The 23,100-nt window shown below is 59.1% G+C and carries 16 protein-coding genes and 1 tRNA gene; 6 read left to right on the top strand and 11 right to left on the bottom strand.

Features of this window, described 5'->3' with window-relative positions:
* Positions 1 to 180: 180 nt before the first annotated feature.
* Together BLT47_RS01835 and BLT47_RS01830 are read right to left on the bottom strand one after the other, a co-directional pair.
* Positions 181 to 1,593 (bottom strand): thioester domain-containing protein, encoded by a 1,413-nt coding sequence (locus BLT47_RS01835; protein WP_074661020.1) that lies wholly within the window; start codon positions 1,591 to 1,593, stop codon positions 181 to 183.
* Positions 1,594 to 1,880: 287 nt separating this feature from the next.
* A complete protein-coding gene (locus tag BLT47_RS01830) occupies positions 1,881 to 3,167 on the bottom strand; it encodes an adenylosuccinate synthase (RefSeq protein ID WP_065414743.1) in 1,287 nt (428 codons plus the stop codon).
* A 296-nt stretch (positions 3,168 to 3,463) separates the two neighbouring features.
* On the opposite strand from BLT47_RS01830, the gene BLT47_RS01825 reads away from it, so the two are divergent.
* On the top strand, positions 3,464 to 5,830 hold the full coding sequence (locus BLT47_RS01825) for a glycogen/starch/alpha-glucan phosphorylase (RefSeq protein WP_143021738.1): 2,367 nt from the start codon (positions 3,464 to 3,466) through the stop codon (positions 5,828 to 5,830).
* 540 nt (positions 5,831 to 6,370) lie between these two features.
* Here BLT47_RS01825 and BLT47_RS01820 read toward each other — a convergent pair.
* The 4 genes from BLT47_RS01820 to fbaA all read right to left on the bottom strand — a co-directional run bounded on the left by BLT47_RS01820 (position 6,371) and on the right by fbaA (position 10,840).
* Positions 6,371 to 7,600, bottom strand: coding sequence for a tetratricopeptide repeat protein (locus BLT47_RS01820; RefSeq protein ID WP_049619727.1), 1,230 nt, complete (start codon positions 7,598 to 7,600; stop codon positions 6,371 to 6,373).
* Positions 7,597 to 8,049, bottom strand: coding sequence for a tetratricopeptide repeat protein (locus tag BLT47_RS01815; protein WP_074661015.1), 453 nt, complete (start codon positions 8,047 to 8,049; stop codon positions 7,597 to 7,599). The genes BLT47_RS01820 and BLT47_RS01815 overlap by 4 nt, the downstream gene beginning before the upstream one ends.
* A 248-nt stretch (positions 8,050 to 8,297) precedes the next feature.
* On the bottom strand, positions 8,298 to 9,539 hold the full coding sequence (locus BLT47_RS01810) for a hypothetical protein (protein WP_143021737.1): 1,242 nt from the start codon (positions 9,537 to 9,539) through the stop codon (positions 8,298 to 8,300).
* 278 nt (positions 9,540 to 9,817) lie between these two features.
* Complete coding sequence (gene fbaA / locus BLT47_RS01805) at positions 9,818 to 10,840, bottom strand: class II fructose-bisphosphate aldolase (protein ID WP_049619767.1); 1,023 nt, start codon at positions 10,838 to 10,840, stop codon at positions 9,818 to 9,820.
* A gap of 170 nt (positions 10,841 to 11,010) precedes the next feature.
* On the opposite strand from fbaA, the gene BLT47_RS01800 reads away from it, so the two are divergent.
* On the top strand, positions 11,011 to 11,847 hold the full coding sequence (locus BLT47_RS01800) for a Sir2 family NAD-dependent protein deacetylase (protein WP_065414739.1): 837 nt from the start codon (positions 11,011 to 11,013) through the stop codon (positions 11,845 to 11,847).
* 87 nt (positions 11,848 to 11,934) lie between these two features.
* The gene (locus tag BLT47_RS01795) at positions 11,935 to 14,493 is read left to right on the top strand and encodes an HAD-IC family P-type ATPase (RefSeq protein WP_074661011.1); all 2,559 of its coding nucleotides are present in this window, start codon (positions 11,935 to 11,937) and stop codon (positions 14,491 to 14,493) included.
* Here the strand turns inward: BLT47_RS01795 and BLT47_RS01790 are convergent.
* The 3 genes from BLT47_RS01790 to tadA all read right to left on the bottom strand — a co-directional run bounded on the left by BLT47_RS01790 (position 14,490) and on the right by tadA (position 15,630).
* A complete protein-coding gene (locus BLT47_RS01790) occupies positions 14,490 to 14,756 on the bottom strand; it encodes a hypothetical protein (protein WP_074661008.1) in 267 nt (88 codons plus the stop codon). The two genes, BLT47_RS01795 and BLT47_RS01790, sit on opposite strands and share 4 nt — an antisense overlap.
* 208 nt (positions 14,757 to 14,964) lie before the next feature.
* Positions 14,965 to 15,053 (bottom strand) — tRNA-Ser (locus BLT47_RS01785).
* A gap of 46 nt (positions 15,054 to 15,099) precedes the next feature.
* Complete coding sequence (gene tadA, locus BLT47_RS01780; RefSeq protein WP_143021736.1) at positions 15,100 to 15,630, bottom strand: tRNA adenosine(34) deaminase TadA; 531 nt, start codon at positions 15,628 to 15,630, stop codon at positions 15,100 to 15,102.
* Between the two features lie 56 nt (positions 15,631 to 15,686).
* On the opposite strand from tadA, the gene upp reads away from it, so the two are divergent.
* From upp to BLT47_RS01765, 3 genes are all read left to right on the top strand, one after another.
* Complete coding sequence (gene upp / locus BLT47_RS01775) at positions 15,687 to 16,325, top strand: uracil phosphoribosyltransferase (RefSeq protein ID WP_074661006.1); 639 nt, start codon at positions 15,687 to 15,689, stop codon at positions 16,323 to 16,325.
* A gap of 393 nt (positions 16,326 to 16,718) precedes the next feature.
* Entirely contained in the window at positions 16,719 to 17,585 is an 867-nt protein-coding gene (locus tag BLT47_RS01770) for a DUF5926 family protein (protein ID WP_074661004.1), read from the top strand.
* Between the two features lie 190 nt (positions 17,586 to 17,775).
* Positions 17,776 to 18,558, top strand: a complete 783-nt coding sequence (locus BLT47_RS01765) for a glycosyltransferase (protein WP_065414735.1) — start codon at positions 17,776 to 17,778, stop codon at positions 18,556 to 18,558.
* Between the two features lie 3 nt (positions 18,559 to 18,561).
* Here the strand turns inward: BLT47_RS01765 and BLT47_RS09265 are convergent, their stop codons facing one another.
* On the bottom strand, positions 18,562 to 21,672 hold the full coding sequence (locus tag BLT47_RS09265) for a hypothetical protein (RefSeq protein WP_176764467.1): 3,111 nt from the start codon (positions 21,670 to 21,672) through the stop codon (positions 18,562 to 18,564).
* Between the two features lie 271 nt (positions 21,673 to 21,943).
* Positions 21,944 to 22,930 (bottom strand): prephenate dehydratase, encoded by a 987-nt coding sequence (gene pheA, locus BLT47_RS01755; protein ID WP_074661002.1) that lies wholly within the window; start codon positions 22,928 to 22,930, stop codon positions 21,944 to 21,946.
* Positions 22,931 to 23,100 lie beyond the last annotated feature (170 nt).

The raw sequence follows: 23,100 nt of genomic DNA, 5'->3' as shown, positions 1-23,100 counted from the left end.
ATTTCAGCTGCCGCCGCAGCCGCGTAGACCTACTTTCAACCCCGCGGCCTGCTTTCGGCCCAGCTGCGGCAACATAGACCTACCTTCAGCCCCGCGGCCTGCCTTCCGGCCCAGCTGCGGCAACATAGACCTACCTTCAACCTCGCGGCCTGCTTTCGGCCCGGATTCAGCCGCGTAGGCCTACTTCTTTTCGCGGCGCCACAGCATCACGCTCGCACCCGTGCATAGCAATACGATTGCTCCCGCGATAAAGGTGAGCGTTTGCGGCCCGGTCTGGATCAGTTTCTTCGCCGGCGTCTGCGCGGCCGGCTTTTCCGCGCCCGGTTTTTCGCCAGCCGCCTTTTCCGCGCCCGGCTTTTCGGTGCCCGGTTTTTCGGCGCCCGGTGCTTCCGTGCCCTTATCCTCCGCGCCCGGGGTTTCCGTATCCGTGGTGCTCGGCGTCGTTACCGGAGGAGTTGCCGTTTCCCCGTTATCTTCGGCCGGCGGAGTTTGCCCGCGGGACGTAACTTCCTCGCCGTTACCCGGCACGGGCGGAGCTGCCGTCTTTTCCCAGTGGAACGGCGCCTGCACCGCCCGGGTTGCCGGCTGCGATTCCATCAAAATAATCGTCTGCCCGTGGTCTTCCGGCCGGGCATCCTTCGGGATAATCACAAGTTTGCCGGCGACGTCGTACCCCGAAACCTTCGCGGTAAAGGTACCGCTTCCGCTCGTGGAACCTTCCGGTTTGATATACAGCTGGGCCCCATTTTCTACCTGGCGCAGATCATAAGGCGTGCCGTCACGGTTGACGATCGAACCCTCCCCCGCATATTCGAGGGCAACGGTTTGGTCGGTGGTTACAGATAGCGGGCCGATCAGATTTGCTTCGGCCGCGCTAGCATCTCCCGCCTCGATCTGGAACTGCGGGGCGCGTACGCGCTGTTCGGAAAGTCCCGTATTTGCCGTACCGGTGAGGTACTGCAAGAGTGCCATGGGCCGCACACTTGCTTGCGCATCCGGACCCTGCTTATTCCCCGACTGTGAGAAACCGCGGGCCGAGTAGCCATCCGTGTACGTCCAAATCGCGGCCTGAGTTGCGGCAACCGCCTCAGCTTCCGTCAAGCCGGGTTGACCAATACGTTCTGCGAGCTGGTCCAGCGGAACCGTCGGATAAGAATTGGCTACAATCCACGCTACTTTTTCCCGTACTTGCGGATCGTCCTTGAAGTTATTGGTACCCGGGAATTCTTCCCAGGTGCCAACCCTAGCTTCCCCAAAACGGGTAGTCACCGTGCTTTCCAAGCAGTAGGCACGGTAAGTCTTGCCCCCAATTTCTACTCTGAACAAAACCGTGGTCTTCCGGCCCGATTTACCTTCCTCGTCCAGGTAGTAGAAATTCATATACTGTTTCTCAGAACCGACGATGCGCGCGGTTTGCGCGGTGGCCGCCTGGCTGTTACCGGCGGTCTCGCCCGAATTTTGCCCACCCGTTTGCAGGCCATCGGCCCGTGCCTGTACCGGCAGGCACATTAGTAGCAAGGCCGCGGCAGCAAACAGCGCCAGCACGGCCCGGAGGATCCGCACCCGACGCGTGGATTCCTCATAGGTATTCATCTAATCCCTTCCTATTCGGTGCACGAGCTTCTTCGTGCACTTCTCTCCGCTCACCCGCGGAGCCCACACAAGAAGGTACTAACACCACCTGGGACCGTCAAACGGTAAATGAACATTATCCACAACTGTAAGTATTTTTTTGCGTTAGTTATGGCTGTGGAACAAAGTATGCGACAATCTGTCGCACTGTACACCTCCCACATCAAAATACGCGAGGTTGCCGGTGGTAGCACCTGCGTGTGCCACCACAAGCAACCCCGCGTATCCGCAGGAAATCGCAGCAAACTCTAGGAAAGCAAATCGTGGAGCACGATTGTTTGCTCGCGATCCGGGCCCACACCAATCAGCGAGAACCGGCACTCACTCATTTCCTCCAACCAGCGCACGTAGTGTTGCGCGGTGGCGGGCAGGTTAGCAAAATCACGCACGCCGGAAATGTCTTCCTCCCAGCCCGGATGGTATTCATAAATCGGCTTAGCCTCTTCGAAATCCCAGGTATCCACCGGGAATTCTTCCACCCGCTGACCATTAATTTCGTAAGCCACGCACACCGGAATACGTTCCAAACCGGTCAAAACGTCCAGCTTGGTGAGCACCATATCCGTCAGCCCGTTCACCCGCGTGGCATAGCGGGCTATAGGAGCATCGAACCAGCCGGTGCGCCGCGGCCGCCCGGTAGTTACACCAAACTCGCCCCCGCGTTCACGCAACCAGTCGCCCCATTCGCCGTGCTGCTCGGTGGGGAACGGCCCCTGGCCAACCCGCGTGGCATAAGCCTTTGCGATTCCTACCACGCGATCAATCCGGGTAGGCCCGACCCCCGACCCCGTGCAAGCCCCGCCGGCCGTTGCGTTCGAGGAAGTAACGAAAGGATAGTTTCCGTGGTCAATATCGAGCAGGGTAGATTGCCCGCCCTCAAAAATCACCGTCTTACCCGCATCCAGCGCCTCATTGAGCAACTTCGAAGCGTCCACGACCATCGGCCGCAGCATTTCCGCATACCCCAGAAGCTCTTGCACCACCGCTTCGCTATCAATCAGCTTTTCCCCGGGGATGCAGGAAAGTACCATATTCTTTTGCGAAACAGCTGCCTGCACGCGTTCGCGCAAACGGTTTTCGTGGAATAGATCCTGCACCCGAATACCCACTCGGTTGGCTTTATCTGCGTACGTGGGCCCAATCCCGCGTTTCGTGGTGCCCAAGCGCCGCTCGCCGAGCGCGGTTTCGTTGATCCCATCGAAACGTTTCGTGTAGGAGGTAATAACGTGTGCGTTCGCGGAAACTCGCAGGTTAGAGGTGTCTACCCCGCGCTCTTCCAGCGCCCCCATTTCGGCGGCTAGTGCCTGCGGATCGACGACGACGCCGTTGCCAATCACAGACACGCAGTGCGGGTTAAGAATGCCGGAGGGAAGCAGGTGCAGGGCGAAACTCTCCCCATCGACGGTAACCGTATGCCCGGCATTATTACCGCCGTTGAATTTCACTACGTAATCGGCTTGCTGACCCAACTGGTCAGTAGCCTTACCCTTGCCTTCATCGCCCCATTGAACGCCCAAAATGACCACTGCGGGCATGATGATTCTCCTTTGGTGTTTCCCTCAACCTCGCCGTAAAGGGTACACCCCATATCAGGCGTTCCACTTTACCGTCAAAGCATACCGAAAGACCGGATTTTCTTCCCACAATCTCGCCATCCGGCACGCCTCTTATCACATAGCGAACTAGCCGCTAGGTGCGGCGTCGTCGCCCCTATTTTTCGTGAACCTGCTCGCATGGAAGGCTCGTAGGTCTCAGTACCGGCCGCCCGCCGGCAGAAAACCGCTAAGCTGGCTCGCGGAGCATAATGTTCCCCCATTTTAAGAGGAGAAACATGTCAGCTAAACTTACGCAACCTCTAGGCGCGTTCACCCAATCGGTTTCGGGTGTTTCAGCAGCCGGATCGGCCCCGCACGATTTTTGGTATGGCCTTTCCGAACTCGTGGTCTCGAAACTTGCCGATAACTGGGAAAAAACCCGCGAACGGTATCGGCAAGGGCCGCGCGCTTCGTATTTTTCCGCAGAATTCTTGATGGGCCGGGCCTTACTGAATAACCTGGTGAATCTCGGGTTGGTGGAAGAAGCTTCCGCAGCGCTCGCCGAATACGGGCTGAATCTCACCGATGTGCTCGATGAAGAACCGGATGCGGCACTGGGCAATGGCGGTTTGGGCCGCCTGGCCGCCTGCTTCCTCGATTCCACGGCTACCTTGAACCTGCCGGTTACCGGGTACGGGATCCTCTACCGCTACGGCCTGTTCAAGCAGACCTTCGAGAACGGTTTCCAGGAAGAAGAACCGGATGCTTGGATGGAAACCGGTTATCCCTTCGTGATCCGCCGTGAGGCCGAAGCACGGCTGGTGAGCTTTGCGGATTTGACGGTTAACGCCGTGCCTTATGACATGCCGATTACCGGCTACGGCACCGATAACGTGAATACTTTGCGCCTGTGGAAGGCCGAACCGCTCGAAGAGTTCGATTACGACGCCTTCAATTCGCAGCGTTTCACGGATGCGATTGTGGAACGCGAACGGGTGAACGATCTGTGCCGGGTGCTCTACCCGAACGATTCCACCTACGAAGGCAAGGTGCTGCGCGTACGCCAGCAATACTTCTTCGTTTCTGCCTCCCTGCAGGAATTGATCGAGCGTTATATCGAAACCCACGGGGAAGACCTGCGCGGCTTCGGGGATTACAACACTATTCAGCTCAATGACACCCACCCGGTGTTGGCAATTCCGGAACTCATGCGCCTACTGCTCGATGATCACGGCATGAGCTGGGAAGAGGCGTGGGCCGTGGTACAAAAGACCTTCGCCTACACCAACCACACGGTTTTGGCGGAAGCTCTGGAACAGTGGGAAGTATCTATCTTCCAGCAGGTGTTCCCGCGAATCTTTGAGATTTGCGAAGAAATTGACCGTCGCTTCCGCGCCGAACTGGCAGAAGCAGGCTATGACCAGGGCAAGATCGAATATATGGCGCCGATCCATGGCGGGCGCGTACACATGGCGTGGATCGCCTGCTACGCTTCCTTCTCCATTAACGGCGTGGCGCAGATCCACTCGGATATTTTGGTGCGCGATACCCTGCACGATTGGCACGATATTTGGCCTGAAAAGTTCAATAACAAGACGAACGGGGTTACCCCGCGGCGCTGGCTCAATAACTGCAACCCGCAGCTAGCCGCATTGCTCACCGAGGTGCTCGGGGACGATTCGTGGGTAAGCGATCTGGATAAGCTGGCCACGATCGAAGAACGCGGCAATGAGGAAATCTACCGGCGCCTGCTGGAGATCAAGCGTGCCAACAAGGAAGTGTTTGCCCGCTGGTTGTACAACCGGGATGGCATCGAAGTGCCGGTAGACGCCATGTACGATTCCATGATTAAGCGTTTGCATGAATACAAGCGCCAGCTGCTCAATGCGCTGTACATCCTGGATCTGTACTACCGCCTCAAGGACGATCCGAGCTTGCAGGTAACGCCGCGCGTCTTCATTTTCGGAGCGAAGGCAGCACCTGGTTACAAGCGCGCCAAGGCGATTATCAAGTTCATCAATGAGGTTGCCCGGCTGGTGAACTCTGATCCGCAAATGCAGGGCCGCATGAAGGTAGTGTTCGTGCCGAATTACAATGTTTCCCCCGCGGAACACATTATTCCGGCCACGGATGTTTCCGAACAGATTTCCACGGCCGGCAAGGAAGCTTCCGGTACCGGGAACATGAAGTTCATGATGAACGGCGCCCTCACCTTGGGCACCATGGACGGGGCAACCGTAGAAATCGTGGACGCCGTAGGTGAAGAAAATGCCTACATTTTCGGGGCGCGGGAAGAAGAACTCCCAGAACTGAAGCGCACCTACGATCCGCGGGAGAAGTACGAAACGGTTCCCGGTTTGAAGCGGGTGCTAGATTCCCTGGTGGATGGCACGCTCGACGACGGCGGAACTGGCATGTTCCACGATCTGCTGGCTTCTTTGCTCGATGGATCCAGCTGGGAAGAAGCCGACCAATACTATGTGCTGGGCGATTTTGCTTCCTACCGGGAAGTCCGCGACCGCATGGCCGCCGATTACCAAGACGAACTGGAATGGGCGCGCAAGTGCTGGATCAACATTTGCCGTTCGGGCCGCTTCTCTTCCGACCGTACAATCAGCGAATACGCCACGGACATCTGGAAGGTCTCTCCCGAAAAGATCTAACTAGCGTGGCGGTTAAGCGCTACTAGCACCAACAAGGCGGGGCCGGTTTTCCGGCCCCGCCTTTCTTATACCTTCGTCTTTATTGACGTACTTGGCTTACTTTGCGCACTCGGCATACTTTTCGTACTTGGCGTACTTGGCTTACTTTGCGTACTTGGCTTACTTTGCGTACTGGGTGCACTGGGTGGGCCGGGAGCATGGTTCGTAACAGCAGGCGCGATCATTGTGGCAACCGGTGAGCTGCTGTTGCTCAAGACGTGGGTACCTGGACCATCACAAGCCACGATCAAAGAAAACGTCCGAAAAACGCGCGAGCTGACCGACGAGATTTTCCATAGCGGCAAATAACAAATAACAAATAACAGGTAAATATAAAGGTGGCTTTGGTTGCGCATTCGCGCAGCCAAAGCCACCTTATTGTCCAGCGGTAACCGCCTCGCTACTACCAGGCTCAACAGCGTCAGAACCCTGTCTCACCAACGCGGTAGAGCCGTCCGCTTCACCGCGGCCAGAGGAACTTACAGCCCGCCAGAGCCGCATTTAGGGGCTGACGGAGACGAGTTTGGCCTTGAATTCTTGCAGGTCCGCTTCCATAGCGGCCCGTGCTTCCGGCGTCGTATAATCCTGCTCTGCCTGCTCTTTTGCTCCGTAATCTGGGAGCACCGGCCCGGGCGCGGGCGAGGCCGCGGCGGTCTCGGTTTCATGGAGAATCTTTTCCAACCGTTCCACTGCTTCCCGGAAATAACCGGCAGCTTCAATGGACTGGCCGGCTTCCGCGAACAGATCACCAATCAGGCCCACGCAGTGTGCGGCGGCTGCTTGCGCCCCAATTGCCTCATAAGTATCGGCAGCCCTCCCCATAGGAATCGCAGCCTCCATCGTTTTACCCGCTTGGGCCAAGGAAACTGCTTGGTGGTGGAAGGCTAGTGCGGCGATATCTGCTGCCCCTTCGGTACGCACCCCTAAGCGGCCCGCTTTTTCGAAACTGGCCGCTGCTTCTTCCAACTTGCCGAGCGCTACCAGCGCCCGCGCTTCCTCAAAAGCACATTTCACCGCGGAAACAGCCAGATCCGGCATGGCTACGTGAATATCTTCCAGATCCCGCAAATAGGTGAGAGCTTCTTCCGGACGGCCCGCATCAATCAAAGTGCTGGCCAGTGCTTGCTGGATTGTTTCCCACCCGAAATCGCCATCGAGGGCTTTCGCCACTCCTAGGCCTTCTGTCAGCGCTTCGGCAGCGCCTGCATGGTCGCCGGCCAGGGATTTTGCCATCCCAATATTGTAGAGAGCATTAGCTTCCCGGCCCATGCCCATACCCAGTTCACGCACAATCCGCAAAGCATCTTCCGCGGCCGTAGCCGCCGCCGCGAACTCGCCCAGATTTCCGTAAACTCCGCTCAAAGTCTCGCAGAGAGTAGCGGCCCGCTCCGTGAGAGCAGCCGTGCTGCTAGTGGCACTTTCTCCGCTGATCCCACTGGCCGCTACCGCTTTTTCGAGGTAGCGGCGTGCTTCGGCCATATCTCCGGCGTCGCGCAACATGATACCGGCGAAGGTTACAGCCTCCGCATCCGCGATTTCGGCGAGGTCTGCACCGGCCGCGCTACTCACCGCCTGGTCATATTTGAGCCGCGCTTCTTGCCTATTGCCGCGCTCCAGCGCCGCAAAGCCAGCGCGTAGCAGCTCGCGGGCGGCGCCCAGGGTAGGATCTGCCGTCCACGTGGGTCGGTCAACGGTCCCCTCTTGCCAATCTTTCCGCAAAAGATCGCTCATGAAAGCTCCAAGGTGCGTAACTTGCCAAGCACTTCAACTTGCCGTTCTTGAGTATTGGGTGCGCTCCGGTAGGCGGCATAAGCCTGGTTGTAGGCAACGCGGGCACCATCGAAATCACCGGCTTCTTCGTCGATTTCCCCGATGTGCCAGAAGCAGTTTCCCAGGCTAATCATCGCATCCGCATTTTCCGGATATTTCTGGAAGATCGCGATGGCCCGGCCAAAATAGTCCACGGCCTGCGCCATCTGATTTAGCCCCTTACAAGCAATACCCGCCTGCCCTGCGGTCACGGCCCGTTCCAAATACAAGTCCGGATCCCCATCAAAAAGATCGAGGGCCGCCAGGTAGTGCGGCAGTGCAGTTTCTAACCTGCCGGCGGAAAACTCTTGCTGCCCGAGGTGAAACTCCCTCAAACCTTGTTTCTTTACTTCTTCGCTCACCTTCGCCACAAATCTGCCCTCCCCTCCGCCAGCTTGCCGCGGCAAGCACTTCCGAGGTGCTAGGGCGGTGCCGGTTGGCAAAATTCTAATGCACCTGCAGGTATGCACAAAGCATTACCCTTTCAGGGAAGTTACCCAGCTCGGGAAGAGTGTTTCGCCTCCGGCTACTGCAGGCTTAGTACCGGTTTGCGGCCGGCCACGGCGGCTGGCACTGGTTTGCCGCCGGCCACGGCGGTTGGCTACCACTTAACTACCACTTACTGCCGGCTCCACCCGGTCACGCCGTCAGCGGAGGCAAATTTCAGCCCGTCCCCACGAACTGTCCAATACGGATAATTCATCACCAAGACCACTTGGCCGCCTTGCCCTATTTCCCCGGTAACCTCGCACGTCTCTAAATATTTTCCTTCTAAAGGCCAATCTTTCGGATACGGCAAGGCCAACTCCTGCCAGGTTTGCCCGCCATCTTGCGTGATATACAAACCCGTTTCCGGACTGCCCGCGTTTCCGGCGCGGCCATATTTCGGGTCATACGAAGCGTAGCCAATCTCCGGGGTAGCAAAGAAAAGTTCGTAAAAACCGCCGTTCGGCATATCTGCCACGCGCGTGCGTTCCCCGTTCGCTTTACCTTCCCGGTACAAACCATAAGCTCCAATGCCGCTCGCCGTATCCTCTTGTATGACGACGTACCGCAACTCTCCCACTTCGGCCCAGCCCACCGGTTCGGCATAAGCGTATTTCTCATTCGGATCTGACTTGCTTTCAGGCAGGTCATAATGAGCGTTTTCGGAAGGCAGCGCGGTGGGTGGGCCAGGCGTGAAAGGATCTAATCCCTGATTTTCTTCCGCATCTGCAGGGAGCGTATAGACGCCGTCTTTCTCCATAAAAAACGGCCCCACCGCACGCTGATAGTAGGTCTCAAGAAAACCGCATCGAAAATAGTAGTTACCACCGCTCGCAACCGGCGAGTCGCAACCGGAAACCAGGGTGAGAAAAGATCCGCCTAGCAACACCAATCCGAAACTGAGGGTGCCGAGTAGCGCGGCGCTTGCCTGCAAAACGGGGTGGTGTCCGTTTTCGCCAAGGCTCGAAACCACGAGCGTGATAAGCGCGGCAAGGCTGATAAGAAGGCACACCAACATGCACAGGCTCAGTAATACCCGCACGTAGGGATTCCACTCCAGGCCGGTCTGCCCCAAAAACCAGGTGGAAAACACGGTGAAAAGGCCAAATAAAACCAGCACAATCACCGCAACCGTGGCCACCACGGGGGAACGACGCCGTTGCGGTACCGGCTGTGGGACCCGCGACTGTGCAAGTGCTGGCTGCGGGACCTGCGGTTGTGCAAGCCCCGGCTGTACGAGCCCCGGCTGCGGGGGTGCAGGCGGCGTGAGTCTGGGTTGCGTAGGTACCGGCGGCGTTTTCGCCGCGTTGGCTACCGTTTCCTCACTGGCTTTTGCCGGCGTCTTTGCCGGCGTCTTTGCAGGTTCCTCGGTCATGTGTAAATCGTACTCACCGCGCGGTTTTGACAGAATGGCCACGGCAAAATTCGCATGCCGCAGCAAAGGCCTTGGAAGGCTTTGGGTGGGGCGGAGCGCAACTGAAACGGCGCGAACCGGGGCAAACAGCACGGGAGTCACAAGCGGCACCGGCACCACAAGCGGCACGGGCGTCACAAGCCACACCGGCCGCCACAAACAGCGCCGGCATAAAACCGAAAAACGGGGTGCCCTGACGCACTGTCAGGGCACCCCGGATGCTTAGGTTTTGCCTAAGATTACTTCATCTTGTTGCCAGCGGAGCCGAGCTGCTTAGCAGCTTCGACTACGCGTTCGGCCATTCCGGCTTCGGCGGCCTTGCCCCAAGAGCGCGGATCGTAGGTCTTCTTTACGCCCACTTCACCGTCGACCTTGAGTACGCCGTCGTAATTCTTGTACATCCAGTCCGCGATCGGACGGGTGAAGGCGTACTGCGTATCGGTATCAATATTCATCTTGATTACGCCGGCCTTCACCGCGGTAGCGATTTCTTCAGGCGAAGAACCAGAACCGCCGTGGAACACGAGATCGAAGGGACGTTCCTTCCCGATCTTCTTACCCACTTCTTCCTGGATCTCCTCCAGGAGCTCCGGACGCAACTTCACGTGCCCCGGCTTGTAAACGCCGTGCACGTTACCGAAGGTGAGGGCCGTGATGTAACGGCCGTGTTCACCCGTACCCAGAGCTTCTATCGTCTTCAAACCATCTTCCGGAGTGGTGTATAGCTTTTCGTCAATTTTGCCGACGATGCCATCTTCTTCACCGCCCACAACGCCAACTTCGATTTCCAGAATCGTGTTGGCCTTTACGGAAAGCTCCAGGAGTTCCTTCGCGATCTCCAGGTTTTCCTTCAGCGATACCGAAGAACCGTCCCACATGTGGGAATTGAAGTAGGTTTCCTTGCCAGCCTTGTGCTGTTCGGCTTCCAGCTCGAGGAGGGGCCGCACCCAAGAATCAATATTCTGTTTGGCGCAGTGATCGGTGTGGAGAGCCACCGTTATGTCGTAGTTCTTAGCCACTGCCCGCACGTATTCCGTGAAGGCAATAGAACCGGCCACGCGGTCCTTCACCGTGGATCCGGACCAGTACTCGGCACCGCCCACCGAAACCTGGAGGATGCCATCCGATTCTGCTTCGGCCAAACCACGCAGAGCCGCCGTTGCCGTCTGCGAGGATGTCACATTAATTGCCGGGTACGCAAAACCATTTTCCTTTGCGCGATCCAGCATCTCGTCGTACTGTTCACGTGTTGCAACTGCCACTGTGATCTCCTTTGACTGGGTTGTTGTTTCACCCATCTGGCCGCACACCGTGCCCGATAGGCGTACTTTCCTATTATCGCATCATTTACCACTAAACTTGCAGGCCTTTTGCTACGCGGGGAGTTTTATCTGCGCCACTTTATTCAGGTGGGGAGGTTAGAGTGAAAAGTATGAACACGGATGTTGAAACAGCCGCAGCTGAACTTGCGGAGTTAATGCGCGGAAAAACTACCGTGGCGATTACGGGAGCCGGTATTTCCACCGATTCCGGACTTCCGGATTATCGCGGAAAGGGTTCCACGCAAGAACCAAGCGTTTATTTTGATGATTTTGCGCGCGATCCGGTGTGGCAACGCTGGGTGTGGCAGCGCAACCAAGAAACCTGGCGGGCCGTTGCCAATATTTCCCCAAATGCTGGGCATATAGCGATCGCGCGGCTAGAAAAAGCCGGGCTCATTAATGGCATCGCCACCCAAAATGTGGACGATCTGCACCAAAAAGCCGGTTCCACCAAGGTGGCCGAATTACACGGCAGCTTCTTGCGCGCAGACTGCCTGCAGTGCGGGGCCAGTTATGCGCGCGAAGAAGTGGATGGCTGGCTCAAGCAGCTCAACCCGGGCTGGCCGGAAGATCCAGACCCGGCACATGCCGCTATTTTGGCTGGCGCGAACCGGGAGGCTGCGCAGGCTTCCACTTTCCAAGTAGCTCCCTGCCCGCGTTGTGGCGGGGTTATCAAGCCGGCGATCGTTTTCTTCGGCGAATCCTTGCCGCAACAGGCCATGCATCAAAGCTTTGCCTGGGCGGGCGCGGCCGATCTGGCGCTCGTCGTCGGCACCTCACTCATGGTAGGCACCGGAATGATGGTGCTCGGAGAAGCGCTCCAAAATGGGGCGCAATGCGCGATTGTTAACATGGGCCCCACGCAAGCTGATAATTATGCAGACTTGCGGATAGATGGCGATGCGGGGCCGATATTGGCCCGTACAGCTGAAATCCTGCTGGATTGATGCTGTAGATTTCCTTGCCACTAGCTGTGCCTTTTCTCGCTGCTAAAGGCGTTTCGCCGGTGCGGGGCCACGATTAGACTCACGAGCATGACGTTCGAGGATCCGACCCTCAATAATGAGGACGTACCCCGCGCCGACCCCGCGTTCGGGTTAACTGAAAAACAAGCGGCGGAACTTCACGCTGCCGGCCGTTACAACGCCCTCCCCGCTCGTTCCGGGCGCAGCACTTGGGAAATTATTCGCGACAATGTTTTCACGCGGATCAATTTCATGCTGGGCGTGCTTTTCGTGCTCGTAATGCTTACCGGTTCGTGGATCAATGGCGCTTTTGGCCTGCTCATTTTCTTCAACTCGATCATCGGGATTGTGCAAGAGCTACGCGCCAAACACACGCTCGACAAACTGGCCGTGGTGGGCGAGGCGCGCCCGCGGATCCGGCGCGAAGGCAGCAGCCGTGAAGTCTCCCCGGAAAGTATCGTGATCGGGGACATTATCGAGGTACGCCCCGGTGATCAGATCGTGGTCGACGGCGAGGTCACCGAATCTTCCTACCTGGAAATTGATGAATCCTTGCTCACGGGGGAATCTGATCCCATCCATAAAGCCCCCGGCATGCCGGTAATGTCTGGCTCTTTTGTGGCTTCTGGTTCGGGCACCTACCGAGCCACACGGATCGGCGCGGACGCCTATGCCGCTAAGCTCACCAGCGAAGCTTCACGTTTCTCGCTAGTAGATTCGCAACTCCAATCCGGAATTAATTCCATCCTAAAGGCAATCACTTGGATACTTATTCCGGTAGGGATTTTGACCATTGTGGGGCAGGTGCGGGCCGGCAGCGGCGACTGGCGGGAAATTATTCTTTCCGTAACCGGCGCCTTGGTACCGATGATCCCGGAAGGGCTGGTACTTATTACTTCCACCGCTTTTGCTTTGGGAGTGATCCGGCTGGGCCGTTTGCGGGTGCTCGTCAATGAGCTACCCGCGATTGAAGGCCTGGCCCGCGTAGATACCGTAGCGGCAGATAAAACCGGCACGCTCACCGAAAATAAACTGACCTTCGAAGGTGTGGAACTGATCCCGCCCGCACCGGCAGCGGCCGGTACCGAAAACTCGGGAACTCCAGTGCTTGCCGAGCCCGGCGAAACTCCGCCCGCATCTGCTGAAACTCCGCCCGCATCAACTGAAACGCAAGTGCGAGAAATCCTCGCCCAGCTCGGTGCGGCAGATACTTCCCCGAACTCCTCCATGGAAGCGATTATCGAGGGGGTGGGCACGCCAGCAGAAACCTGGCAGGTGCTCGGCCAGCAACCTTTCACTTCCGCGAAGAAATGGTCTGGCGTGAGCTTCGCACCGGGCCGAAATTACGTACTGGGCGCGCCCGATGTGCTTCTCGATTTGGCACCCGAAGCCGAAGCTGCCAAACAAAGGGTGGCCGATATTTCTGCTACCGGGCAGCGCGTGCTGTTGCTCGGCGAGGCTACGCAACCGGTTACGGCAGCTGAAGCTCCCGGCGTGGTAACGCCGCTGGCTTTCATTTTGCTGGGCCAAAAGATTCGCCCCGATGCTGGCGACACCTTGAAGTTCTTCGAATCGCAGGGCGTGGAAGTAAAAGTTATTTCCGGAGATAATGCCCAGGCCGTGGGTGCTGTAACCCGTAACCTTGGGGTAGACCTCGGCGAACCGGTAGACGCCCGGCAAATTCCGGAAGCAGATTTCGATTCCGTTATCAACGAAAACCAGGTGTTTGGCCGGGTAACACCGGAACAAAAACGCGGCATGGTGAAAGCCATGCAGGGCGCCGGCCACCGCGTGGCCATGACGGGCGACGGCGTGAACGACGTACTCGCCATGAAAGATTCCGACTTGGGCATCGGCATGGGTTCGGGCACTTCCGCCACCCGTAGCGTCGCCAAAATCGTGCTCCTGAACGATAAATTCTCTTCCCTGCCCTACGTATTGGCGGAAGGCCGCCGCGTGGTGGGAAATATTGAGCGGGTGGCCCGGCTCTTCCTCACCAAAACCACCTATTCGGCACTATTGGCCATACTGGTACTCATTTGGGGTTTGCAATACCCCTTCCAACCGATTCACGTTACGATCACCGGCTGGTTCACGATCGGCATTCCCGCCTTCGTGCTCTCCCTGCCGCCTAACAACAACAAAGCCCAAGACGGCTTCGTGAAACGAGTGATGTCTTTCGGTTTCCCGGTAGGGATAATCGTCGGCATCGTAACCTTCGCCACGTACCTCATACTGGGCGGAAACCGGGGCATTGACGGCCCGCTCGCCACCCAAGTTTCCACCGCCACTCTGCTGGCGATGATTATCGCTTCTTCCTGGGTGTTGGTAGTGGTGGCCCGGCCCTACAACTGGTGGAAGACGCTCCTCATTTTGTTGCCCGCGATCGGTTACGGCATTATTTTCTCCTGGGATTTCACCCAAGAGATCTTCCTCCTCGATTCCTCGAACGCTGCCGCCATGGGGGTAGGTGCTGTAGCGGGCATTATTGGCGCGGCCTGTATCGAAGCTCTGTGGTGGGTAGTTACCTTGCGTTCCGGCCAGCGTCCGCGCATTTTCGAGTCCGACGCCGAACGGGAAAACCGCCGCCTGCAAGCCGAGCTGCGCCGCAAAGCCACCCACAGCTAAGCGCGGGGCCGGCGCCGCGGGAAGTTCCGCACGTCAATAACCGAAAAATCGGAGAGCTGGATCTCTTCGTTTTCGGTGACGGTTTCGCCATCTACTGAAACCGTGGCACTTTCTAGGGCCCGGCTAAAAACTTCCGTATTACCGGGACGTAATTCAGCGCGCAGCTGTACCAAAGAAAGCCGGGCCGGCAGTTCAATGATTTCATCGCGAATTCCGGCCAGCTCCGCCATAACGCCGTGGTAGTTCACCACTACTCTGACCATTTGCTTCTGCTTCCTCCTCTGCGCTGCATTCCGACGTTTTACTCTGCGCTGCATTCCGCTACCTGGGATGGATGCGCCTAGCACCCGCGCACTCTTCCTCTCTTATGCCTTGCATTCCGGCTTCTTTGCAAGAAATGCCCGGCCTGAGAATCGGGTATACGAAAAACCTCGAGGTATCTCTTCTTCAGATGATATCTCGAGGTTTAAGTGGCGGTGGCGGCGGGATTTGAACCCGCGGAGGCTATTAACCTCACATCATTTCGAGTGATGCACCTTCGGCCGCTCGGACACGCCACCGTCAATAAAGGTACCGGATTTACCCCCGGTTCACCTAATTGATGCGTTATATATCACCCAGGCAATTCTGAGATGCCGGTATCCCCGGATTCTGAGCCGGCAATTCTGAGCTGCCGCTGGCGCCGCGCAGCCGGCCCGCAAAGAAGTCCGCTAATTGGCGGGATGCTTCCGCTTCCAGAATCCCGCCCACTACTTCGGTGCGGTGGTTGAGCCGCGGATCGCGGACGACGTCGCGCACGGAACCTGCCGCGCCGGCCTTAGCATCCCAAGCCCCGAAGACAAGCCGCCGCACCCGCGCGTTCACGATCGCCCCGGCACACATCGTGCACGGTTCGAGCGTTACATACAGGTCCGCATTTTCTAGGCGCCAGGTGCGCAGCGCTTGCCCGGCCGCTTGGAGCGCGTTGATTTCCGCGTGTCCCACCGGGTTGTGAAGGGCTTCGCGCGTATTAAAACCGCGCGCTACCACGGCGTCGTCGATAACGATAAGCGCCCCTACCGGCACGTCACCGGCGCTAGCCGCACGCTCCGCTAACGCCAAAGCCTCCCGCATGTACTCTTCTTCACGTTCCCACACGCGATAATCATCCCACGTTACCGCCGTATTCCGCTCCGCCGTTGTAGTCTGAAGGTATGGAAACGCTTGAGATCAACCACCCGCTAGTGGCCCATAAGCTCGCAGTTTTGCGTGATAAGAACACTCCTTCCCCGATTTTCCGCCAATTGGTGGAAGAACTCGTCACTTTGCTGGCCTATGAGGCCACGCGGGAAGTGCGGATCAAGGAAGTTGAAGTAGAAACTCCGATCAAGGTAACTTCCGGCGTCAAGCTGGCTACCCCGGCACCGATTGTGGTTCCGATTTTGCGGGCCGGCTTGGGAATGCTCGAAGGGATGACGAAGCTCCTGCCCACCGCGGAAGTTGGGTTCTTGGGCCTGCGCCGCGATGAGGAAACTCTGGAAGCCGTTACCTACGCGAACCGCCTCCCAGATGACCTTTCCGGCCGCCAGTGCTTCGTGCTCGACCCGATGCTTGCCACCGGCCACACGATCGTGGAATCGGTGCGCTATCTGCTAGAACGCGGCGCGCAAGACGTTACCTGCGTGTGCCTGCTGGCCACCCCCGAAGGTCTGGCAGAAGTGGAAGAAAAGGTGGGGCACCACACGAATTTGAAGATCGTGGTGGCCTCGATTGACGAAGGTCTGAACGAACACGGCTACATCGTGCCGGGCCTGGGCGATGCGGGCGATCGTCTGTACGGCGTCATCGACTAAAACATCGGGAAGGTGCCCCGGCACGGAGCCTCCCCATAACGGAGGCTTCTCCAGAACAGAGTGCGCGGGCCTTTCGGGGCCGCTAGATCCGGCACTAATATTTGCATGTACGCTTGGCCCGGTTGGCACAGCTGCCCGGGCCCTGCGTGTTTCCTACAGGCAATTCCATACCCACCCCCGGTACTCGCACCCGAGTAGCCACACCGGTATCTCGGAGCTTCCTACCGCGCAGTACCATCGGAGCCCAGTTACTGGCGAACAGCCAGTACCACCGGAACCGGGCACTGCAAACAGCAAGTACTACCGGAACCCAGTACCAGCGAACAGCAAGTACTACCGGAACCCGGTACCAGCGAACAGCAAATACCACCGAATAAACGAGGATGAGTTTTTATGGCGAAGAAGAGCAGGCGGCGTAATCGCGCAGACCGGCCGAAGCAGAAGCGGGTACAGATTCCCTTCGTGGAGCGCGCTTTTGCCGATCTGGATGCAGAACTGGATTTGGTGGCAATGCGGGAAGTATTGCCGCTGGCTACTTTGCCGGCTACCACCACCGCGGAGTATGGGGAACAAGAAGTGTTGATCTCTACCCTGCTTCCCGGGATGGCGGCCGCCTATCGCCGGCAAGACGGCAAGCTCTTGGTGGCTGTACAAACTCTGACGGCTTCCGGGGATGCTTCCTTGGATATCGCCCACCGCATTATTGCCGGGGCAGACCTCGCCGCCGGGGAATCGTTCAACGATTCGGAACTGCCCGAACCGGATAGCCCGCGCTTGCAGGATATGATCGCCAGTTTCGGAACTTTGGAACTGCATAACGAGGTAGATTTCTGGTTCACCGCGGAAGAAGCGAAGCGGCCCGAAATTGCGGAAGCCATGCACAATATTGAAGCGAATATGATTCCCTCCGCGCGGGTGGAAGGCATAGAAAACGCTTATTGGTGCCGGATGAATAACGAGTTCTTGCGGTGGATCCGCCCCGAACCGCGCGCCCAGGTTTTGGACGGCTTGGCGCGTTTGCGCGGGCGCGGCGAAGAAAAATGGGAAGAAGGCGTACGGCTGGCCGGCACTTTCCGCGCGCAAGGCCTGTGCGTGCCGGTATGGCAGTTGGTACGCGGCACGGAAGCCGATGAGCTAGCTGGCCCGTTGGCCGAGTTTGCGCCCAAACTGGGAGCAGCGATTGCCAGTACCGAACCGCTCACGGCCGAAGAAAAGCGCGCACGAGCCGGAATCACTTCCCGGCAAGTCACCCTGCGGTAACGAATTAAGCCAATCCACTGTTTTGCGCAAATAAACCTTAAAACGCGCGCACAATTGATTTACAACCCGCATAAATTCGCCATTTACCCGGCACGAATGGGGTGATGCGGCGGGCACGCGTGGCTAAAATCGCGAAATTACCGTTTTATGGGGTAAGCATTTCCCCAAGAAATGGTTATATGGTTATGCCGTGGACGAAGGTACTCAACGCGTTGCTGTGGTTATTGCCGCCAAAGATGAAGCTGCCCGCATTGGGCGCACGGTACGGGCAGCCCATGCCCTACCGCGCGTAGACCTGGTGGTGGTTGTCGACGACGGTTCCGAAGACGACACGCAGGCTATTGCGCGCGCTTCCGGTGCCACCGTGGTGCGCCATTCGGTGAACCGGGGGAAAGCTTCCGCGATGGAAACGGGAGCCTCGGTGGTGCGGATGCGGGACCGGGAAGGTACCCCACCGCGCCTGCTGCTTTTTCTCGACGCCGATTTGGGTGATTCTGCCGTCGCTACCACTCCCCTGATTGAGCCGGTAGTGCGCGGCGAAGTGGATTGTACGATTGCCGCTCTGCCACCTCAGGAAGGGGCCGGCGGGCGCGGTTTCGTGGTCAACCTGGGCCGCCAAGCTATTCAGCGGGCTACCGGGTGGAAACCCGTGGCCCCACTTTCCGGGCAGCGTTGCCTCACCGCCGCGGCTTTCGACGCCGCCCGGCCGCTCGCCAAAGGCTGGGGCGTGGAGGTCGGAATGACGATCGATCTGCTCACTTCCGGCTACACCCTGCAAGAAATTCCTTGCGATTTGCAACACCGGGCCACCGGCAACGATCTGGCCGGGATTATGCATCGAGCCGCCCAATACCGGGATGTTTCCCTGGCCGTGTGGGCGCGCCGGCTCCACCAGATCTCGCTTCCCGCCACCAAAAAGATTCGTGAATCGCCAGCCTTCAAACCCGTGCGGGCCGGCGCCCCGGTTGGCTAAGCGCTACTGCCCTGGTTGCTTAGCGGCCGTTGCACTGGCCTCTGAGCCGGCCTTAGCGTTGGCCTCCGAGCCGGCCTTAGCACTGGCCTCGGCATCGGCGTCGGCGTCGGCAACGCTTACGGCTACCACGTAACGTTCGACCATGAGCACCCAGAGCGGCAGCAGCAAGCAAGCCCCGAAACCGGCAATGGAGAACCCGGAATCGTTCATGAGGCTCCCCAGGAGGAGGGCGAGCACGCTAGCGGTGAGTACCGCGCGGCCGAGCGGGGTATCGCGCCAGGCCAGGGCGAAAGCGGCAAGTAGCGGATGGCGGGGCCAGCGGATTTTGCCGCGCGAAATAAGCCAGGCTCCGAGCACTATGGCGGCGGCGATGACCACGAGGAGTACGGCGCCGGCGCGCGGGTCGAGCCCGTAAAACATGGCTTGCAGTTTGCGGGCAACTACTCTTTCGAGGCCGCCGTGGCTGGCGGTGGCGGCGAAAACACCCAGGTGGGTGGAGGCGCCGAGCAGGCGGTCGAGCACGGCAATTCCGGCCGAAATTAGCCCGCCGGCTACGATCGCGCCACCGGCGGCGAGCCAGCCGAAACGTTTCCCAGCCGCGTAGCCGATGGCAAGAGCCGCAAAACCGAGCGTAATAGCTGGAGCGCCCCCGAAGTCAGCGCCCAGGAAAGGCAGGGCATCCAGGCAGATCGTTACCGCCCACATGACGACGACGGCACCCACCGCGCGCCGGCGCTCCCCCCGCCGCACAAACAACCGTGCCAGCCACGCGGCAATAGCCAGGCCGCCCACGGTGAGCAGAGCAAACATGGTATTTGGCAGACCGTAATAGCGGGCGCCCAGTGCCGGATGCATCCCAAATACCGAGGAAACCATCCAGCTACTGCTGGGCTGGAAAAGCCAGCGTTGTAAGAGGTCGGCCGCGATCAAGATAAAGGTTATGGCGGCCACGCGTACCAGCGGCGCGGTAACCCACGAACTCACCCGCGCGGTAAGCCGGGCGGCAAGCTGAGCGGCCCGGGCAGACGCGGCCGCCGCAGCCTCGGCACGTACTTCTGCCGCCGAGCGGGAAGCAGTGGGCGAGGCGGAGGGTTTGCCGGTAGCTGGGCTGGCAGCCTGGCTGGTTGCCGGACCAATTTTACCGGTTCTGGTTTCGCTAGTTCTGCTTTCGTCGGTTCTGGTTTCGCCAGTTTCGTCTATTTCGCCGCCGGCGGTAATGGTTTCGCCGCGGTATACGGCTCGCCTATCCACATTTAGGAGCACGCCTTCGGGTGCGGTAACTCGACCTTTCACACTCCGCTGCCGGCGCCCGGAAAGCAGGCCGGCTACCGGGCCGGGCGTGCGGCGGTGCGGGTTTTTCGCTCCCCCGGGCGCATAGTCGCTTTGCGCGCCGATCAGGTTTTTGCCATATCCAGCGGAAATGATGCGGCTGCGTAGCTTTTGCGGGGTCCACAAGGCGAAGACGGCGATTATCGCCGCGCACAGCGCAATACAAACCAGCAGGCTCAGTTGGGGGTTGTTGAAATACCACCAGGGCAATAAATTCACGAGCAAGCTGCCGGCCGGAATAGCCGCCACCCAGCAGATGATTTGCGCAAAGCCAGTGGAGCCGTCACCGGGACGGCGCAGAATAATACGTGCCAGACCGAGCACGGTTACGGCCATGGTAAGCACCACGAGGATCAGCCGGGCCGCAGGTGCAACCCTTTGGGAAACATGGGCTTTGCGGGCTTCGATGTAGACCGTAGTCCGCGCATCATATTTATCAGTGGCTTTGCCGGCACTCAACAATGGCTCGGCCGGGGCCGCACCGGAAGTATTAGCGACAGCTGCCTGGGTGGCTAGCGTGGGCGCAATATCGGTGAGTTGCACCAAACCGTAAGTTCGCGTGGCTTTCGAATAGGCCAAACCCGGGCCAGTAGCGGTAGCGGAATCGGCGGCAGCAGCGGTAGCAGCGGTAGCGGAATCGGCGGCAGCGTCGGTGCCGGATCCAGCACCGGAATTAGTGGCAGAACTGGTGGTACCGGCAGAGTCAGATACCGCGGCAGGGTCGGACATCGCGGCAGAGCCAGGACTGCGCATGGCGAAATAGCCGAGCCGGGCCTCCGCGGTTTGGGATTGCCCCACCCCGGTAACGATAATCTGCGCCTGCGGAGCCGCGGTTTCCACGGCCTGCAAAACCTCGCTGAACCGGCGATCGATCTCCGCTAGATCTCGCCCTGCCAAAGCTGTTTTTTCCGCGTCCGCATTAGCATTGCCCGCCGGCGCGGTGTCTGCTTCTTCCGCGGTGCTCGCCGGCGCGGCGGGCGGGTTTACTACGCCGAGGTCGAAGACCGCGAGCGCCTTGCCTGGCAAAACGCTCGCCACTTGGGAAGCCAGGGCACTGCTTGCGGGGGTGGAATCAATATCCAGGTAGGTGCCCGAAAAGACGCCTTCGCGGGCCAGGGCCAGTGCCGCCCCGGGGCCAGCCGCTAGGGTAGCTTCCGGATCTGCAACTTGGGCCAAGGCTCCCAAGCGGGCCAAAGGTACGGCGTCGTTATCAATATGGGCACTGGTAAGTTCTGCCCACCCGGGGATGGTGCCATTAGCTTCCGGGCCGGAAAGTGCCGTGCAGGGGCCGTCAATTTTGGCGCGGGCGCCGGCACCCAAAGTGAGCCAGCCTTCGGCCGGGCAGGGCGTGCGCGAGGCGCCGCGCACCACCACGTTCGCGGCCCGCGCGGTGGTTTGGAAATCGAGCAAGTGCGGCGCGTTTTCCTCCGTGAGCTGCTCCCATTCCAAACCGCTCGCCCCAATAATCACCACCGGCGCGGCTCCCGTTTGTGCCGTTGGCGCCGTTTGTGCCGTTGGTACCGTTTGTGCCGTTGGCGCCGTTTGTGCCGTTGGTACCGTTTGTGCCGTTGGCGCTGTTTGCGTGCCAGTCAGCGCAGCAGGCGCGGCCGGGGCTTGCTTAGCGGTGGTGTTAGTTCCAGTAGCCGCGGGCGGGCTGGCCGGCGCGGTGGTTTGCGCCGCGGCTGGCACCGCCAACGGTAGAGCTATTGCGGCCAGTGGCAGTGCCACCAAGACGCTTATGAGCAGGGCTATGACCGCAGGTATCCGTCCCCATCGCTTTCGCATAGGGACCAGCCTACTGCCTATAGCCAACAAAACTGGGCACAGTCTTACGCAGCGCGCCGGCTATGCGGCACAGCTCGCCGCGCGTGCGAAAACAATAGCTGTAACGGAAACAGAACGGTAACGCGGCGCATCTTGTGCGCGGCAATCTTGTTCTCTTATTCGGCTCTATTCCGCTCTATTCCGCTCTATTCCGCTCTATTCCGCTCTATTCCGCTCTATTCCGCTCTATTCCGCTCTTTTCGGCGATTTTATTCGGCGGCTTTATTCGGCTCTATTCAGCGGTTTTATTTGGCGATACGCGATCTAGGATCTCCCCCACCCAGGCGCGGGCGGTAAGAAAATCGGCGTCGGAAGTGCCCGGCCGCAAGCGGAACTGGCGGCCATGTGCCGCCGGGTAAGAACCGAGGAAGGTTACCTTCGGGCACACCCGATGCAAACCGACCATTACGGCCTGCATGCGTTCTTCATGCACGTGGGCTTCGGCGTCGATCGAGAAAGCGTACCGGCCCAGAGAATCTCCGATGGGCCGCGATTCGATGCGGGAAAGGTTCACGCCGCGCGCCGAAAACTGTTCGAGCATCCGCAACAAAGCCCCGGCCTCATTGGTGGGCAATTGCACCATCAAAGTGGTTTTATCCGCCCCGGTAGGCGCCGGAATTTCCCCGGGCTGGCCCACCAGAATAAAACGCGTGACGGCATTCTTATTGTCCGCAATATCGTTCGAGAGGGATTCCAGCCCGTATTCGGCTACCGTCGGCACCGCACAAATCGCCGCGTCAAAATCTGCGGCATGGCCAGTTGCGGCGCCCAGATCGCGGGCAGCGGCGGCGGTAGACGTCGTCGGCACGTGCACGGCTTCCGGCAAATGCTCCGCCATCCAGTTCCGAGTTTGCGCCCAGGCGTGCCCGTGCGTTCCCACCCGGCGAATATCCGCAAGTTGCGTGCCCGGCCGCACCGCCAGCGCGAAAGCGATCGGCACCACCATTTCCGCAATAATTTCCAGGGGTTTGCCGTGGGTGAGGGTGTCGATGGTAGCGTTCACGCCTCCTTCCACCGAGTTCTCGATGGGGACGACGCCGTAGTCGGCTTTCCCTTCCCGGATCATGCGTAGCGCTCCGGGCACATCTGCGGCCGGGAGCAAGGTCGCGGTTTCATCCGTGGCTACCTGGTTGAGCGCCGCATGGCAGAAAGTGCCGCGCGGCCCCAGAAACGAAAAACGCAATTTCCTTGAGTTTTGCGCGGGTGCTGATGCGTTCATCGTTCCTACTCCTCCTTAGACCACGAAACTGAAAGTGCGCGCGGGCGCGCACTGATTACAAGCGTTCATTCTATCCGTTCGTCCAAAACCCTGCGCGGGATAGGGAATTTCACTCCTTCCCGGGCGCCGCAAAATACGCACCATGCTTCCGAGTGCGGCGAAAACTAGAT

It is taken from the genome of Actinobaculum suis, assembly GCF_900102025.1.
GTDB classification, from domain to species: domain Bacteria; phylum Actinomycetota; class Actinomycetes; order Actinomycetales; family Actinomycetaceae; genus Actinobaculum; species Actinobaculum suis.
Note: the sequence above shows the minus strand (reverse complement) of the source record. Positions and strands in the feature narration are given on the sequence as shown.